A 14,702-nucleotide genomic window follows, 5' to 3' on the forward strand; every position below is an offset into this window, starting at 1 on the left:
TGGTGCTGGCTCAGGCGGCCTTGAGCAGCTGCACGTCCAGCGTGATCTTGATCTTCTCGGAGACGAGCACGCCGCCACCCTCGAGCGCGACGTTCCACTCCAGGCCCCAGTCCTTGCGGTTGATCTCCGCGGTGGCCTCGAAGCCGGCCTTCTGGTTGCCCCACGGGTCGGTGGCCAGGCCGTTGAAGTCGAGGTCGAACTCGACCGGCTTGGTGACGCCCTTGATCGTCAGGTCGCCCTTGAGGCTGTCCGCGGTGACCTGGGTGGACGTGAAGCTCATGGTGGGGTTGTTCTCGACGTCGAAGAAGTCGGCGGACTTCAGGTGGGCGTCGCGGTCGGCCGAGCCGGTGTCGACGGAGGCGAGCTGGGCGACGGCCGTGACCTGCGAGTCGCTGATGACGTCGCCGACCTTGACGGTGCCCTCGAACTCCTTGAACTGTCCGCGGACCTTGGTGACCATGAGGTGGCGGGCGGTGAAGCCGATCACGCTGTGCGAGGCGTCGACGGTCCAGGTGCCGGCGGGGAGGTCGTGGATGCTGGCCATGGTGGGTGTCTCCTGTGGTTCGGGTTCCGCCGGGGAGGTCCCGGCTGGTTCGTCCTGTCCAACATAGCAGCCATCATTTATATTTCAACTACTACGGAGTGACGTGGGTCACACCGGTGCCCGGTGCCATACTCCGGGCATGAGCACCCAGGGGGAACCGCGCTGGCTCAGCGCCGAGCAGCAGCGGGCGTGGCGCGCCTACCTGCGCGGCAGCCGGCTCATCGAGGAGGCGCTGGACCGGGACCTGCAGTCGCACGGCGTCCAGCTCACCGAGTACGAGATCATCTCGATGATCTCCGAGGCGCCCGGCCGCAGGCTGCGCATGTCCACGCTGGCAGACCTCGTCGTGCAGTCCCGCAGCCGCCTCACCCACACCGCGTCCCGCCTGGAGAAGCGCGGGTGGGTGCGGCGCGAGTCGTGCCTGGAGGACAAGCGCGGCGTCGAGCTCGTCCTGACGCCGGCCGGCTGGGACGCCGTCCGCGAGATGGCCGTCGTCCACGTCGACAGCGTCCGCAAGAACGTCATCGACCCCGTGCCCCCGGAGCTGTTCCTCGCCCTCGGCCAGGCGATGGACCACATCCGCGCCGTGCTCGCGCCCGACAACGACGGCCCGCACCCCGCGGTGACCGCCGAGGCCCGCGACCACGGACCGTTCCCCGCGGACGGCTGACCGCGCGACGGCCGACCCCCGCCGACGGCTCACCGCGCACGGTCCGACCCCGTCGGCGGCCGGCGCGGGCGCCGGCCACGCCCTCCCACCCACGGGGCACTCAGGGACGGCTGGGACAATGGCGGACATGACGGCATACCCCCTCGACGCCCCCGTCTCGCAGGCGCTGCTGGACCGCGCGACCTCGGTGACCCCGGGAGGCGTGAACTCGCCGGTGCGCGCCTTCCGCGCGGTGGGCGGCACGCCGCGGTTCATGGAGTCGGGCAGCGGCCCGTACCTGCGCGACGTCGACGGCCGCGAGTACGTCGACCTCGTCTGCTCGTGGGGCCCGATGATCCTGGGCCACGCGCACCCGGCCGTGCTCGACGCCGTCCGGGGTGCCATCGAGAAGGGCTTCTCCTTCGGCACCCCGAGCGAGAACGAGGTCGCGCTCGCCGAGGAGATCGTCCGCCGGGTCGAGCCGGTCGAGCAGGTGCGCCTCGTCTCCAGCGGCACCGAGGCGACCATGAGCGCGATCCGGCTGGCCCGCGGCTACACCGGCCGGTCGCTGGTCGTGAAGTTCGCGGGGTGCTACCACGGCCACGTCGACTCCCTCCTCGCCCAGGCCGGGTCGGGAGTCGCGACGTTCGCGCTGCCCGACTCCGCCGGCGTGCCCAAGGAGATGGCCGCCGAGACGATCGTGCTGCCCTACAACGACCTCGCCGCCGTCGAGGAGGCGTTCGCGGAGCGCGGCGCCGACATCGCGGCCGTGATCACGGAGGCCAGCCCGGGCAACATGGGCGTCGTCCCGCCCACCGCGGGCTTCACCGAGGGCCTGCGCCGGGTCACCGCCCAGCACGGTGCCCTGCTCATCTCCGACGAGGTCATGACGGGCTTCCGGTGCTCGGCCAGCGGCTGGTACGGCCTCGAGGCCCCGTATGCCGCCGGCGCGCCCGACCTCTTCACCTTCGGCAAGGTCATGGGCGGCGGCTTCCCGGCCGCGGCCTTCGGGGGTCGCGCCGACGTCATGGCGCTGCTCGCGCCGCTCGGCCCCGTCTACCAGGCCGGCACGCTGAGCGGGAACCCCGTCGCGACGGCTGCCGGCCTGGCCACCCTCCAGCAGTGCACCCCGGCGGTCTACGACCACCTGGGCGCCGTCGCCGACACCCTCACCGCCGCCGTCGGCGAGGAGCTGTCGAAGGCCGGTGTGCCCCACGTCGTGCAGCGCGCGGGCAGCATGTTCAGCGTCTTCTTCCGCGACGGCGCGGTCACCGACTACGACACCGCCCGGGCCCAGCACGTGGCGGCGTTCGCCGCGTTCTTCCACTCGATGCTGTCGCAGGGCGTCTACCTGCCGCCGAGCGCGTTCGAGTCCTGGTTCGTCAGCGCGTCGCACGACGACGCGGCGGTCGAGCGCGTCGTGGCGGCCCTGCCGGCGGCGGCGTCGGCGGCCGCAGAGGCGTTTGCGACAATCGAGTCGTGAGCTCCGCCCCCCACGCCCGCACCGTCGTGCACCTGATGCGCCACGGTGAGGTGCACAACCCCGAGGGCGTCCTCTACGGCCGGCTCGACGGCTACCACCTGTCCGAGCTCGGGCGCGAGATGGCGCAGGCCGTCGCCGACCACCTCGCCGACCACGACGTCACCCACGTCGTCGCCTCGTCCCTGCTGCGCGCCCAGGAGACGGCGGCCCCCGTGGCGGCGGCCCACGGCGTCGCGGTGACGACCGACGACCGCGTCATCGAGTCGACCAACGTCTTCGAGGGCCACCGGGTGGGCTCCATGCGCCCCGTCGACTTCCTGCACCCGCGGCACTGGAAGCTGGTCACCAACCCGTTCAAGCCGTCGTGGGGCGAGCCGTACGCCGAGGTCGCCGGCCGGATGCTGGCCGCCATCGCCGACGCGCGGGACACCGCCCGCGGCCACGAGGCGGTGGTGGTCTCCCACCAGCTGCCCATCTGGACGGCGCGCAACGAGCTGCTCGGCAACCGGCTCTGGCACGACCCGCGCAGGCGCGAGTGCCGCCTGGCGTCCCTCACCACCCTGACGTGGGTCGGTGACGAGCTCGAGTCGATCACCTACTCCGAGCCGGCCAGGGTGCTGCTCGCCCGGTCCCGGGGAGGCACGGGATGAGCCCGCGTATGCCGCGACGGCGCCTGCCGCGCCTGCCGCGCCTGTCGGCGCTGCTCGCCGTGCCGGTCCTCGCCGCCGGCCTCGCCGCCTGCGGGAGCGACCCGAACTCCATCGCCGCGCAGGCCAAGGACGGCAGCCGCAAGGGCTACATCTCCCAGGACGGCGCGGTCCAGGTCATCGCCCCCGCCGACCGCGGCAAGCCGGTCGGCCTGTCGGGCACGCTGCTCGACGGCAAGCCGTGGGCCCTGCCGGACGCCGGCGGCGACGTCGTCGTGCTGAACGTCTGGGCGTCGTGGTGCGGCCCGTGCCGCACCGAGGCCCCCGAGCTGGAGAAGTCGTGGCAGGCCGCGCAGAAGGCCGGCAAGCCGGTCACCTTCATGGGCATCAACACCCGTGACAACACCTCCTCGGCCATCACCTCGGCGCAGCGCTGGGGCATCACGTTCCCGTCGCTCGCCGACCCGTCGGGCGTGCTGATCCTCAGCCTGCAGGGCAAGGTCAGCGCACCGCCGACGACCCTGGTGCTGGACAAGACCGGTCGGATCGCCGCCCGGGTCAACGGCGAGGTCCAGGCCTCGACCCTGACCGGGCTGGTCGACGACGTGCTGGCGAAGGGCTGAGGCAGCTCGACGATGACCAGCTCGATCCCCGTCGTGGCGGCGACCGCCTCCGGCGTGCAGGACACGGTGACCTCCGGCGCGCTGCCGGTGGCCCTCGCCGTCGCGATGCTCGCCGGGTTCGTGTCGTTCGCGTCTCCCTGCGTGCTGCCCCTGGTGCCGGGGTTCCTCGGTTACGTCACGGGGCTGTCGGACGAGACCCTCGAGCAGCGTCGCCGCCACCGGCTCGTCCTCGGCGCGCTGCTCTTCGTCCTGGGCTTCACCGTCGTCTTCATCCTCGTCACCGCCTTCCTCGCCGGCGTCGGGGCGGCGCTGGTCGAGCACCGTGGCCTGCTCATGCGGGCAGGCGGCGTGCTCGTCCTGCTCATGGCGCTGGTCTTCCTCGGGGCGGGCACGCAGCGCGAGCTCAAGCTGCACTGGCGACCGACGTCCGGCCTCGCCGGGGCACCGCTCCTGGGTGCCGTCTTCGGGCTCGGCTGGGCGCCGTGCACCGGGCCGACCCTGGGCGCGGTCACCATCCTGGCGACCACGACCGGCAACTCCTCCGCGGTCACGCGCGGCATCGTCCTCGCGGTGGCCTACTCGCTCGGCCTCGGCGTGCCGTTCCTGCTCATCGCGGCCGGCTTCGAGCGGTTCGGGGCGGTGTCGGCGTTCCTGCGCCGACGCCAGCGCGCCATCCAGCTGTTCGGCGGCGTGCTGCTGCTCGTGATCGGCCTCATGCTCGTGACCGGGGTCTGGGAGAGCTGGACCCGCTACCTCCAGACCGCCCTCGTCGGCGGATTCCAGACGGTGATCTGACATGGCCGACTCCACGACGATCACGCAGCCACGCCTCGGGGCCATGGGCTGGGCCCGCTGGACCTGGCGCAACCTCACGAGCATGCGCACCGCGCTGTTCCTGCTGCTGCTGCTGGCGATCGGCGCACTGCCGGGGTCGATCTGGCCGCAGCGCAGCATCGACCCCGCGCGCACCGCGGACTGGATCGCCCAGCACCCCAAGGCCGGACCGGTCCTGGACCGGCTCGGGTTCTTCGAGGTGTACGCGTCGCCGTGGTTCGCGGCCATCTACCTCCTGCTCTTCATCTCCCTCGTGGGGTGCGTGCTGCCGCGCAGCCGCGTGCACTGGCGGGCGATGCGGTCGACACCGCCCCGCACCCCCTCGCGACTGGAGCGGCTGGACGACTCGGCGCGGGCCGAGGTCGACGCGTCCCCCGAACAGGTCGTCTCAGCTGCTCGCGAGGTCCTGCGCGGCCGGCGGTTCCGGGTCCACAGCCATGACGACGCCACGGTCAGCGCCGAGAACGGCTACCTCAAGGAGACCGGCAACCTCGTCTTCCACCTCGCCCTCATCGGCGTCATCGTCGGCGTCGCCATCGGCCACCTGCTCGGCTGGAAGGGCGACGTCATCGTCCCGGTCGGCAAGTCGTTCTCGAACACCCTGTCCCAGTACGACACCTTCGACCCGGGCCCGTGGGTGAACCCCGACACGCTGCAGCCGTTCACCATCACGGTCGACAAGCTCGACGCCAAGTTCGAGGAGAACGTCACCGGCCGGGGCCAGTTCGGCCAGCCGCGCGACTTCACGGCCCACCTCACGACCACGACGCGCCCCGGCGCCAGGCCCACGACCGAGACGGTCAAGGTCAACCACCCGCTGGAGATCGGCGGGGCGGGGGTGTTCCTGCTCGGCAACGGGTACGCGCCCGTCGTCACGGTCAAGGACGCCAAGGGCCAGGAGACCTACAGCGGCCCGGTGCCGTTCCTGGCCCAGGACAACAACTACCGGTCCGTCGGCGCCATCAAGGTCACCGGGGCCGACCCCAAGCCGCTCGGCTTCTCCGGCCTGTTCCTGCCGACCGCGGTCATCGACAAGGAGCAGGGCCCGATCTCGATCTTCCCCGACGCCAAGCGCCCAGCCCTGGCGCTCACGGTCTACGAGGGCGAGCTGCTCCCCGGCGGACGGCCCCAGTCGGTCTACGTGCTCGACACCTCCGAGATGACCCAGCTCAAGGACGCCAAGGGCTCGCCGCTGCGGATCTGGCTCGAGCCCGGCCAGACCTACCAGCTGCCCGGTGGCCGCGGGTCGATCACCTTCGACTCGGTCGACCGGTTCGCCGGACTGTCGATCCGGCACGACCCGGGCAAGGGCATCACCCTCGTCGCGGCCCTGCTGGCCCTGGCCGGTCTGATCGCCTCGCTCGTCGTGCGCCGCCGCCGGGTGTTCGTCCGGGTTTCCCCCGCCGAGGGTGGGGGACGTACCGTGGTGACCGTCGCCGGCCTCGCGAAGGGTGACGACGACGGCCTGCGCAAGGTCGTCGAGCAGGTGCTCGGCGAGGTCACGACACGAGCCACCGCGGCAGCCGGCACCACGGCCGACAGCCGGCCTCGAGCCACCGCCCCCACCGGCACGGAGATGGACCCACGCTCATGACGAACGAGACCCTCGCGGGCTACGCCAACCTCAGCCTCTACTCGGCCATGGCCGTCTTCACGATCGCCATGGTGTGCCACGCGATCTACCTCGCCGGGCTGCTCCCGGCGCGCGACCGCGTGGCCGCGAAGGACGCCACGTCCACGCGGGAGCGGGAACTGGTCGGCGCGGGCGCGCCCGCCGAGACGGTCTCCGCACCCGCCGCGGCGACCGCGACCGTGACCCCCGGCGACGGCCCCGAGCTCTCGAAGCGGGCCCGGTCCGCGGCCGGCATCGCCTCGACCACGACCTGGCTCGGCGGCCTGCTGCTGCTGGCCTCGGTCGTCCTGCGCGGCCTGTCGGTGGACCGCTGGCCGCTGGGCAACATGTTCGAGTTCGCCGTCATGGGCTCGATGTTCACCTCCCTCGCGTACTCGATCTGGTCCACCCGTCGCGACCTGCGCTGGCTCGGCCTGTTCATCACCGGCCCCGTGCTGCTCGTGCTCGGCATGGCCGTCGCCGTCTGGTACACCGAGGCCGCCGAGCTGCTGCCCTCGCTGAAGTCCTACTGGCTCGTCATCCACGTGACCGTCGCCGTGATCTCCACGGCGCTGTTCACCCTCGCCGCCGCGGCGACGGCCATCTACCTGCTCAAGGACGCGTTCCAGCGCGCCGGGCGTCCGTCGGTGCTCGACCGCTTCCCGGAGGCGCCCTCGATCGAGCGCACGGCATACGGCCTGCACATCGTGGCGTTCCCGCTGTGGACCTTCACCCTCATCGCCGGCGCCATCTGGGCGCGGCAGGCCTGGGCGTCCTACTGGAACTGGGACCCCAAGGAGGTGTGGACGTTCGTGATCTGGGTCGTCTACGCCGCCTACCTGCACTCGCGCGCCACGAGCGGCATCAGCCGGCAGACGGCCGCCTGGATCTCGCTGGCGGGCTACGCCTGCGTCATCGTCAACTTCGCCGTCGTCAACGTGTTCTTCGTCGGCCAGCACTCCTACTCGGGCCTCTGAGATGCTGCGCTACTCGGTCCTGCGGCTGCTGATCTTCTTCGGCGTCGTCTGCCTGCTCTGGCTGCTCGGCCTGCGCGACCGCGGCCAGGAGTGGATGCTCCTCGTCCTGTCGGCCCTGCTCTCGATGGTGATCTCGTACTTCGTGCTGGGGCGGTTCCGCGAGGAGTCGACCCAGCGGCTGCAGGAGCGGATCGAGCGCCGCGCCCAGGCCCGTCAGGCGGCCGCCGCCCACGGCGACGAGGCGGCCGAGGACGCCGAGGACGAGCGCACCGAGTACCGCTGACGCGGCCCGGGCCCCCGGGCGTCAGCAGGGGCCCCCGGGCGACCCCCTCTCGGTCCGGAGCCGGCGTCAGCCGGTCACCGAGTGGCCGACCACGAGGCCGATCGCCAGCAGCACGGCATACGCGACCTCGAACAGGCCCGTCGCGGCGAGCACGGGGACGAGGTCACGGCCCGTCGCACCGCTGCGCAGCACCTGCACCGGCTTCCACGCCAGCGCGAAGGCGAGCAGCGCGAGCAGGGCCCACGGCTGGTCCAGGGCGGCCACGAGGACCATCACGAGCGCCACGACGAGCAGCGCGACGTAGAGCACCCGGGTGCCGCGGTCGCCGAGGCGGACGGCGAGGGTGAGCTTGCCGTTCTCCCGGTCGGTGGGGATGTCGCGCAGGTTGTTGGCGACCAGGATCGCCGACGCGATGGAGCCGACGCCGACGGCCAGGGCCACACCGGTCCAGGAGAGGTGCCCGGCCTGGGTGTAGAGGGTGCCGAGCGTGGCCATCAGGCCGAAGAAGACGAAGACGTAGAGCTCGCCGAGGCCGCGGTAGCCGTACGGGTTGTCGCCGCCGGTGTACCGCCACGCCGCCAGCACGGCCAGGGCGCCGAGCGGGATCATGATCCAGGCCTGGCTCAGGGCCACGAGCGCGAGCCCGACCAGAGCCGCGAAGCCGAAGAACGCGAACGCCATGAGCTTGACGTTCTCGGGGTTCGCCTTGTGCTGGCCGACGAGCCGCACCGGGCCGACGCGGTCGGCGTCGGTGCCGCGGATGCCGTCGGAGTAGTCGTTGGCGTAGTTGACGCCGACCTGCAGCGACACCGAGACCAGGAGGGCCAGCAGGGCCAGGCCGAGGTTGGCCTTCTCGAGCAGGTATGCCGCGGCGGTGCCGACGACGACGGGGGCGATGGCGGCGGGCAGGGTGCGCGGGCGGGCGCCGGCGACCCACTGGGCGGGAGTGGCCATGGGGGTGTGGGATCTCGCTTCGGGTGGTGCGGGCGGGGCTGTCGGTCAGAGCCTACGGAGGAAGTCCGGGTCGTCGTCGGGGCCACGCGGGGCCTGCGGACGCTGCGTGCCCCCGCGGCCGGACGGGCCGGTGGGGCCCCGTTGGGGGCGCCCGGCGATGAACCAGACGATCGGCCCGACGATCGGGAACACCAGGACGACCAGCAGCCAGATCAGCTTGGGCAGGTTCCGGACCCGGCGCTCGTCGGTCTGCACGCAGTCGACGGCGGCGTAGATCGTCAGCGCGATCGTCAGCAGCCAGGGCAGGACCCGGATCATGCCTCCATGGTCGCACGGGCGTCGCGGTCGGCCTCGAGGAGGCCGGTGACCGCACGACGGTCCGGCTTGCCCGGGCCGCGCAGCGGGAGCGCGTCGAGGACGAGCAGGTGGCGGGGGAGTGCGTGCGCAGGCAGAGCGCCGCGGAGGGCCTCGCGGGCGCCGGTCAGCGTGGGCGCCTCGGCCCCGGGCGCGAGGACGAGCGCGGCGGCGACGACCTGGCCCCACTCTGCGTCGGGCAGCCCCACGACGACCGCCTCGTCGACGCCGGGGACCACCTCGGTGAGGGCCTCCTCGACGAGCCGGGGGGCCACCTTCAGGCCGCCGGTGTTGACCAGGTCGTCCAGCCGGCCGTCGACGCGCCAGCGCCCGGCGCCGTCGCGGTGGCCGACGTCGTCGGTGCGGAACCAGCGGGTGCCGTCGGGGTCGGTGGAGAAGGCCGCGGCCGTCAGGTCGGGCCGGCCGAGGTAGCCGGTCGCGAGGGTCGCCCCGCCGAGGCTGAGCCGGCCCTCGTCGTCCATGCGGACCAGCGCGCCGCGCAGGGGTTCGCCGTCGTAGACGCAGCCGCCGCAGGTCTCGCTCATGCCGTACGTCGTGACGACGCGGATCCCCTGCGCGCGGGCGGCGGCGAGGACGGACGGCGGTGTTCCGGCGCCGCCGACGAGGACGCCGTCGAGGCCGGCGAGGGCCTCGACCGCCTCGGGGTCGGCCAGCACCCGGACCAGCTGGGTGGGGACGAGCGCGGTGTAGCGACGGGGTGCCGTCCCGCCCGCGGCCCCCGCTGGCCCCGGTGCCGCGGTCATCCGTGCCACGCCCCGCGTCAGGGCGGCAGGGGTGAACCCGCCGGAGAGGTCGACGAAGTGCGGCTCGGTGCCCGCCGCGAGGCAGCGCAGCACCACCTGAACGCCCGCGATGTGGTGCGGCGGCATGGCCAGCAGCCAGGTGCCCGGGCCGCCCAGGCGGTCGTGCGTCGCGTCGGCGGAGGCGCCGAGTGCCGTGGCAGGCAGCATCGCGAGCTTGGGGTTCCCCGTCGAGCCGGACGTGCCGACCACCAGCGCGGTGCCCTCGTCCGGGACGGCACCGTCGGGGAGCTCCGGGGGACGTGCGCCCGGGGCGCACGGCAGGACCGCGGGGCCGGTCCCCTCGAGCGCCGCCCGCAGTGCCGGCAGGGCCTCGCGCGCCTGCTCCCCTGAAGGGATCGGCAGCGGTCGCACGGCGGTCACGGGTCGACGCTACTGGTCGCGGTGACGATGGACGCCCCGAGGGTTCGGCGGGACCATGGGCGGGGGGACCACGCGCGCGGGAGGTCGGCGATGGACGAGCAGCTCACGGCATACCTCGACCGCGTGCGCACCCACCGCGCCGAGCTGCGCGACTCGGTCGCCGCCGTCGACGAGGCGCTCGCCTCGCCGCTGGCCCGCGGCGGGGCGTGGCGGGAGCGGGTGCGCGCGGCGCTGGCCGAGCTCGCCCACGACTTCCGCGACCACGTCGAGCTGACCGAGGGCCCGGGCGGGCTCTACGACTCGGTGAGCCGGGACAACCCACGCCTGGCCGGGCAGGTGCGGCGGCTGCGCCGCGAGCACGACCGCTTCCGCGAGGACATCGACGCCTACCTCGCCGTGCTCGAGCACGGCGGCACGATGGCGGACCTGCCGGTCTTCCGCGAGGAGGTCACCACCCTCATGGGGCAGCTGGTGCGGCACCGCCAGAAGGGGGCCGACCTCGTCTACGAGGCGTTCGAGGTGGACCTGGGCGGGTCCGGCTAGAAGTACCAGGGGAAGGGGGACCAGTCGGGGTCGCGCTTCTCGAGGAACTGGTCGCGGCCCTCGACGGCCTCGTCGGTCATGTAGGCCAGGCGGGTCGCCTCGCCGGCGAACACCTGCTGCCCCATGAGCCCGTCGTCGACGAGGTTGAACGCGAACTTGAGCATCCGCTGCGCCTGAGGGCTCTTGCCGAGGATCTCCCGGGCGACCTCGAGCGCGGTGGCCTCGAGCTCTGCGTGGTCGGCGACGAGGTTGACCGCGCCCATCAGGTGCATGTCCTCGGCGGAGTAGGTGCGGCCGAGGAAGAAGATCTCGCGGGCGAACTTCTGGCCGACCATGCGGGCGAGGTAGGCCGAGCCGTACCCGCCGTCGAAGCTGCCCACGTCGGCGTCGGTCTGCTTGAACCGGGCGTGCTCCCGGCTGGCGATGGTGAGGTCGCAGACGACGTGCAGGCTGTGGCCGCCGCCGGCCGCCCAGCCGTTGACGACGGCGACGACGACCTTGGGCATGGTGCGGATCAGCCGCTGGACCTCGAGGATGTGCAGCCGCCCGCCCATGGCCTTGACCCGCGCCTCGTCGACGGTGTCGGCGGTCTCGCCCGTGGCGTACTGGTAGCCCGAGCGGCCGCGGATGCGCTGGTCGCCCCCGGAGCAGAACGCCCACTTGCCCTCGCTGCCCGTGCCGGCCGGGCCGGGGCCGTTGCCGGTGATGATGACGCAGCCGACGTCGGGCGTCATGCGGGCGTGGTCGAGTGCGCGGTAGAGCTCGTCGACGGTGTGCGGGCGGAACGCGTTGAGCACCTCGGGCCGGTCGAACGCGATCCGGACGGCGCCGACGTCCCTCGCCCGGTGGTACGTGATGTCGGTGAAGTCGAACCCGTCGACCTCGTCCCACGCGGCCGGGTCGAAGGTGTCGCTGACGTTCGTCTGCTCGCTCACCCGCGCGAGCCTAACGGCGGGGTGCCGGCGGTATGCCGCTTGGTCGCCGCCTGCTCGCCAGCGGCGGTGGGCACGCGCAGTGTCTGCGACTGATGCGTCACTGATCGACGCAGCCGATCAGTGACGCAGCACGGAGCAGCGACGGGTGGTCGCTGTCGGTGGGATGCCCGTTGCTTGCCGGCCCCAGCGCTGCGCGGGCGACGGCACGTCAGGCCGCGAGCGCCTTCTCGATGTCCCCGGCGATGTCGGCGGGCTTGGTCGTGGAGCCGTAGCGCTTGATGACCTGCCCGTCGCGGCCGACGAGGAACTTGGTGAAGTTCCACTTGATCGCGCTGCCCAGCAGGCCGCCCTTCTCCGAGCGCAGCCACTTCCAGACCGGGTGCGCACCGTCGCCGTTGACCTCGACCTTGTCGAACATCGGGAAGCTCACGCCGTAGTTGCGCTGGCAGAACTGGCCGATCTGCTCGGCGTCGCCGGGCTCCTGGCCGCCGAACTGGTTGCACGGGAAGCCCAGCACGACCAGCCCCTGCTCGCCGTACTCGCGGTAGAGCTGCTCGAGCCCCTCGAGCTGCGGCGTGAAGCCGCACTCGCTGGCCGTGTTCACGACCAGGGCGACCTTCCCGGCATACGCGGAGAGGTCCTGCTCGGCACCCTCGAGGGTGGTGGCGGAGAAGTCGGACAGCGTGGGCATGGGGCTCCTGACGTCGGATGGGACTCGCCGACACGGTATTCGGCGTACCGGTGCGCCCGGATTGCCGGGTGTGCCGGTCTGGTGGAATGGCTCCATGACCGACCTCCCGCCGCTCGAGGAGCTGCTCGACGGGATGCGGGTGGTCTCGATCCCGATGCGGACCCGCTTCCGCGGCGTGACCGTGCGCGAGGCGGCCCTGCTGCGGGGACCGGCCGGCTGGGGCGAGTTCTCGCCGTTCCTGGAGTACGCCGCCCCGGAGGCCGCGCGTTGGCTCGCCGCCGGGGTCGAGGCGGCCTGGCACGGATGGCCCGAGCCCGTCCGCGCCGACGTGCCCGTCAACGCGACCGTGCCCGCGGTGCCGGCCGAGCGGGTCCCGGAGGTGCTGGCCCGGTACGACGGGACCACCACGGCCAAGGTGAAGGTGGCCGAGCCCGGCCAGTCCCTGGCCGACGACCTCGCCCGGGTCGCCGCCGTGCGCGACGTGCTGGGTCCCAGTGGCCGCATCCGCGTCGACGCCAACGGCGCCTGGTCGCTCGACGACGCCGTCCGCGCCCTGACCGCGCTGGCCCGCCACGACCTGGAGTACGCCGAGCAGCCGTGCGCCACGGTGTTGGAGCTGCGCGACCTGCGCCTCGCGCTCGCCCGCGGCGGCGTCGACGTGCCGGTCGCTGCCGACGAGTCGATCCGCAAGGCCGACGACCCCGTCCGGGTAGCCCGAGAGGGCGCGGCCGACGTCGTGGTGGTCAAGGTCGCACCGCTGGCGGGGGTGCGCCGGGCCCTCGAGGTCGTGGCCGAGTGCGGACTGCCGGCGGTCGTCTCCTCGGCGCTCGACACCACCATCGGCATGCGGGCCGGGGTGGCCCTGGCCGCGGCGCTGCCGGAGCTGCAGCACGCGTGCGGCCTCGGCACGGTGGCCCTGCTCGAGGGCGACGTCGCGGCCGACCCGCTGGTCCCCGTCGGTGGGGTCCTCCCGGTACGGGACGTCGTGGCCGACGAGGCGCTGCTCGACCGGTGGGCGGCGGCCGAGGACCGGGTCGGCTGGTGGCGCGAGCGGGTGGCGGCGGCGCACGCCGTGCTCGCCGGCTGAGTTCAGGACGCCGCTGCGTGGCGCGACGGCGGACCCGATCGCCGCTACGGTCGGACGGGTGAACATCGTCTTCGTCGAGCCCGGGTTCCCGGCCAACCAGCGCCGGTTCGCACTCGCCCTCGCCTCGGTGGGGGCGAACGTCTTCGGGATCGGCGAGTCCGACGAGTGGGCGCTCGACGACGAGCTGCGCGGAGCCCTGTCCGGCTACTACAAGGTCGGCTCGGTGACGAACCTGCGCGAGATGACCGACGCCGCGAGGTTCATCCAGTCCAAGGTCTGGGTCGACCGGCTCGAGGCCACGGTGGAGGCGCACACGATGGTCGCCGCGCAGGTGCGCGAGGCGACCGGCATACCGGGCACCTCGGTGCACACGACGTGGCTGTGCCGCGACAAGCCCTCGATGAAGGAGGCGCTGCGCAAGGCCGGCGTCCCCACGGCGGCCTCGGCCGCCGTCGACCACGCGCACGAGGCGTGGGAGTTCGCCGCGCGCGTGGGCTACCCGCTCGTCCTCAAGCCGCGCGACGGGGCCGGGGCCAAGGACACGGTCCGGGTCGACGACGACAGCGAGCTGGCGCACGCCCTCACCGGCTTCGGGTCGCACGGCGCGACCTCCATCGCGATCGAGGAGTTCGTCGAGGGGCACGAGGGCTTCTACGACACCATCGCCCACGATGGGGGCGTCGTCCACGACTGGACGACCCACTACTACCCGAACGTCCTCGAGGCGATGCGCACCCGCTGGATCTCGCCGCAGTTCGTCACGACGAACCGGATGGCGGACTCGCCGTTCTACGACGAGGTGCGCGACCTCGGGCAGCGGGTCATCGAGGCGCTCGGGATCGGCACCAGCGCCACCCACATGGAGTGGTTCAACGGGCCCAAGGGGCTGAAGTTCTCCGAGATCGGCGCCCGGCCGCCGGGCGTCGGCTGCTGGGACCTGTACTCGGCGAGCAACGACGTCGACGTCTACCGCGAGTGGGCGCACGTCATCGTTCACGGGACGCCGGAGCGCCGGATGGACCGTCCCTACTCGGCCGGGATCATCGCGCTGCGGCCCGACCGCGACGGGCGCATCGTCGGCCACAGCGGTCTGCACGAGATCCGGGACCGCTACAACGAGTGGGTGATCGATGCGTACTTCCCGCCCGAGGGCCACCTGACCCAGCCGGTGGAGGCCGGCTACATGGCCAACGCCTACGTCCGGATGCGCCACCCGGACTACGACGTGCTGCGCGGGATGCTCGACGACGTGGGCCGCACGGTCCAGGTCCACGCGGTCGCCTGCTGAGGCGCCTGCTGCAC

17 protein-coding genes are annotated in these 14,702 nt (G+C 72.9%); 11 read left to right on the forward strand and 6 right to left on the reverse strand.

The window, feature by feature from the left end:
* Positions 1-10 precede the first annotated feature (10 nt).
* Complete coding sequence (locus tag ACFUC1_RS01820; RefSeq protein WP_379116195.1) at positions 11-544, reverse strand: YceI family protein; 534 nt, start codon at positions 542-544, stop codon at positions 11-13.
* Between the two features lie 139 nt (positions 545-683).
* On the opposite strand from ACFUC1_RS01820, the gene ACFUC1_RS01825 reads away from it, so the two are divergent.
* From ACFUC1_RS01825 to ACFUC1_RS01860, 8 genes are all read left to right on the forward strand, one after another.
* On the forward strand, positions 684-1,214 hold the full coding sequence (locus ACFUC1_RS01825) for a MarR family winged helix-turn-helix transcriptional regulator (protein ID WP_379116196.1): 531 nt from the start codon (positions 684-686) through the stop codon (positions 1,212-1,214).
* Positions 1,215-1,341: 127 nt separating this feature from the next.
* Positions 1,342-2,676, forward strand: coding sequence for a glutamate-1-semialdehyde 2,1-aminomutase (gene hemL, locus ACFUC1_RS01830; protein ID WP_379116197.1), 1,335 nt, complete (start codon positions 1,342-1,344; stop codon positions 2,674-2,676).
* 35 nt (positions 2,677-2,711) lie between these two features.
* Entirely contained in the window at positions 2,712-3,326 is a 615-nt protein-coding gene (locus tag ACFUC1_RS01835; protein WP_379116285.1) for a histidine phosphatase family protein, read from the forward strand.
* 8 nt (positions 3,327-3,334) lie between these two features.
* Positions 3,335-3,946 carry a TlpA family protein disulfide reductase gene (locus ACFUC1_RS01840; protein ID WP_379116198.1) on the forward strand — a complete coding sequence of 204 codons (612 nt, stop codon included), beginning with the start codon at positions 3,335-3,337 and terminating at the stop codon, positions 3,944-3,946.
* Between the two features lie 12 nt (positions 3,947-3,958).
* On the forward strand, positions 3,959-4,741 hold the full coding sequence (locus ACFUC1_RS01845) for a cytochrome c biogenesis CcdA family protein (RefSeq protein ID WP_379116199.1): 783 nt from the start codon (positions 3,959-3,961) through the stop codon (positions 4,739-4,741).
* Between the two features lies 1 nt (position 4,742).
* A complete protein-coding gene (locus tag ACFUC1_RS01850) occupies positions 4,743-6,374 on the forward strand; it encodes a cytochrome c biogenesis protein ResB (RefSeq protein WP_379116200.1) in 1,632 nt (543 codons plus the stop codon).
* Positions 6,371-7,369 carry a c-type cytochrome biogenesis protein CcsB gene (gene ccsB, locus ACFUC1_RS01855; RefSeq protein WP_379116201.1) on the forward strand — a complete coding sequence of 333 codons (999 nt, stop codon included), beginning with the start codon at positions 6,371-6,373 and terminating at the stop codon, positions 7,367-7,369. The genes ACFUC1_RS01850 and ccsB overlap by 4 nt, the downstream gene beginning before the upstream one ends.
* Before the next feature lies 1 nt (position 7,370).
* On the forward strand, positions 7,371-7,652 hold the full coding sequence (locus ACFUC1_RS01860; protein WP_379116202.1) for a DUF4229 domain-containing protein: 282 nt from the start codon (positions 7,371-7,373) through the stop codon (positions 7,650-7,652).
* Between the two features lie 66 nt (positions 7,653-7,718).
* Here ACFUC1_RS01860 and ACFUC1_RS01865 read toward each other — a convergent pair whose 3' ends face one another.
* Genes ACFUC1_RS01865 through menE form a run of 3 tightly spaced genes read right to left on the reverse strand, consistent with a single transcriptional unit; the run spans position 7,719 to position 10,144 of the window.
* Positions 7,719-8,606 carry a 1,4-dihydroxy-2-naphthoate polyprenyltransferase gene (locus tag ACFUC1_RS01865; RefSeq protein ID WP_379116203.1) on the reverse strand — a complete coding sequence of 296 codons (888 nt, stop codon included), beginning with the start codon at positions 8,604-8,606 and terminating at the stop codon, positions 7,719-7,721.
* A gap of 45 nt (positions 8,607-8,651) precedes the next feature.
* Entirely contained in the window at positions 8,652-8,924 is a 273-nt protein-coding gene (locus ACFUC1_RS01870; RefSeq protein ID WP_379116204.1) for a PLD nuclease N-terminal domain-containing protein, read from the reverse strand.
* Positions 8,921-10,144, reverse strand: a complete 1,224-nt coding sequence (menE, locus tag ACFUC1_RS01875; protein ID WP_379116205.1) for an o-succinylbenzoate--CoA ligase — start codon at positions 10,142-10,144, stop codon at positions 8,921-8,923. The genes ACFUC1_RS01870 and menE overlap by 4 nt, the downstream gene beginning before the upstream one ends.
* A 90-nt stretch (positions 10,145-10,234) precedes the next feature.
* On the opposite strand from menE, the gene ACFUC1_RS01880 reads away from it, so the two are divergent.
* Complete coding sequence (locus tag ACFUC1_RS01880; RefSeq protein WP_379116206.1) at positions 10,235-10,687, forward strand: hemerythrin domain-containing protein; 453 nt, start codon at positions 10,235-10,237, stop codon at positions 10,685-10,687.
* Here the strand turns inward: ACFUC1_RS01880 and ACFUC1_RS01885 are convergent.
* Both ACFUC1_RS01885 and ACFUC1_RS01890 read right to left on the reverse strand, forming a co-directional pair.
* Positions 10,684-11,622, reverse strand: coding sequence for a 1,4-dihydroxy-2-naphthoyl-CoA synthase (locus ACFUC1_RS01885; protein WP_379116207.1), 939 nt, complete (start codon positions 11,620-11,622; stop codon positions 10,684-10,686). The genes ACFUC1_RS01880 and ACFUC1_RS01885 overlap by 4 nt on opposite strands.
* A gap of 208 nt (positions 11,623-11,830) precedes the next feature.
* Positions 11,831-12,313, reverse strand: coding sequence for a glutathione peroxidase (locus tag ACFUC1_RS01890; RefSeq protein WP_379116208.1), 483 nt, complete (start codon positions 12,311-12,313; stop codon positions 11,831-11,833).
* Between the two features lie 94 nt (positions 12,314-12,407).
* Here ACFUC1_RS01890 and ACFUC1_RS01895 point away from each other — a divergent pair, with 94 nt between their 5' ends.
* Entirely contained in the window at positions 12,408-13,400 is a 993-nt protein-coding gene (locus tag ACFUC1_RS01895; RefSeq protein ID WP_379116209.1) for an o-succinylbenzoate synthase, read from the forward strand.
* A 58-nt stretch (positions 13,401-13,458) separates the two neighbouring features.
* Positions 13,459-14,688: an acetyl-CoA carboxylase biotin carboxylase subunit family protein gene (locus ACFUC1_RS01900; RefSeq protein WP_379116210.1), complete on the forward strand. Its 1,230-nt coding sequence runs from the start codon at positions 13,459-13,461 to the stop codon at positions 14,686-14,688.
* Positions 14,689-14,702 lie beyond the last annotated feature (14 nt).

Source organism: Pedococcus sp. NPDC057267 (assembly GCF_042668795.1).
In the GTDB taxonomy this organism is placed as follows: Bacteria; Actinomycetota; Actinomycetes; order Actinomycetales; family Dermatophilaceae; genus Pedococcus.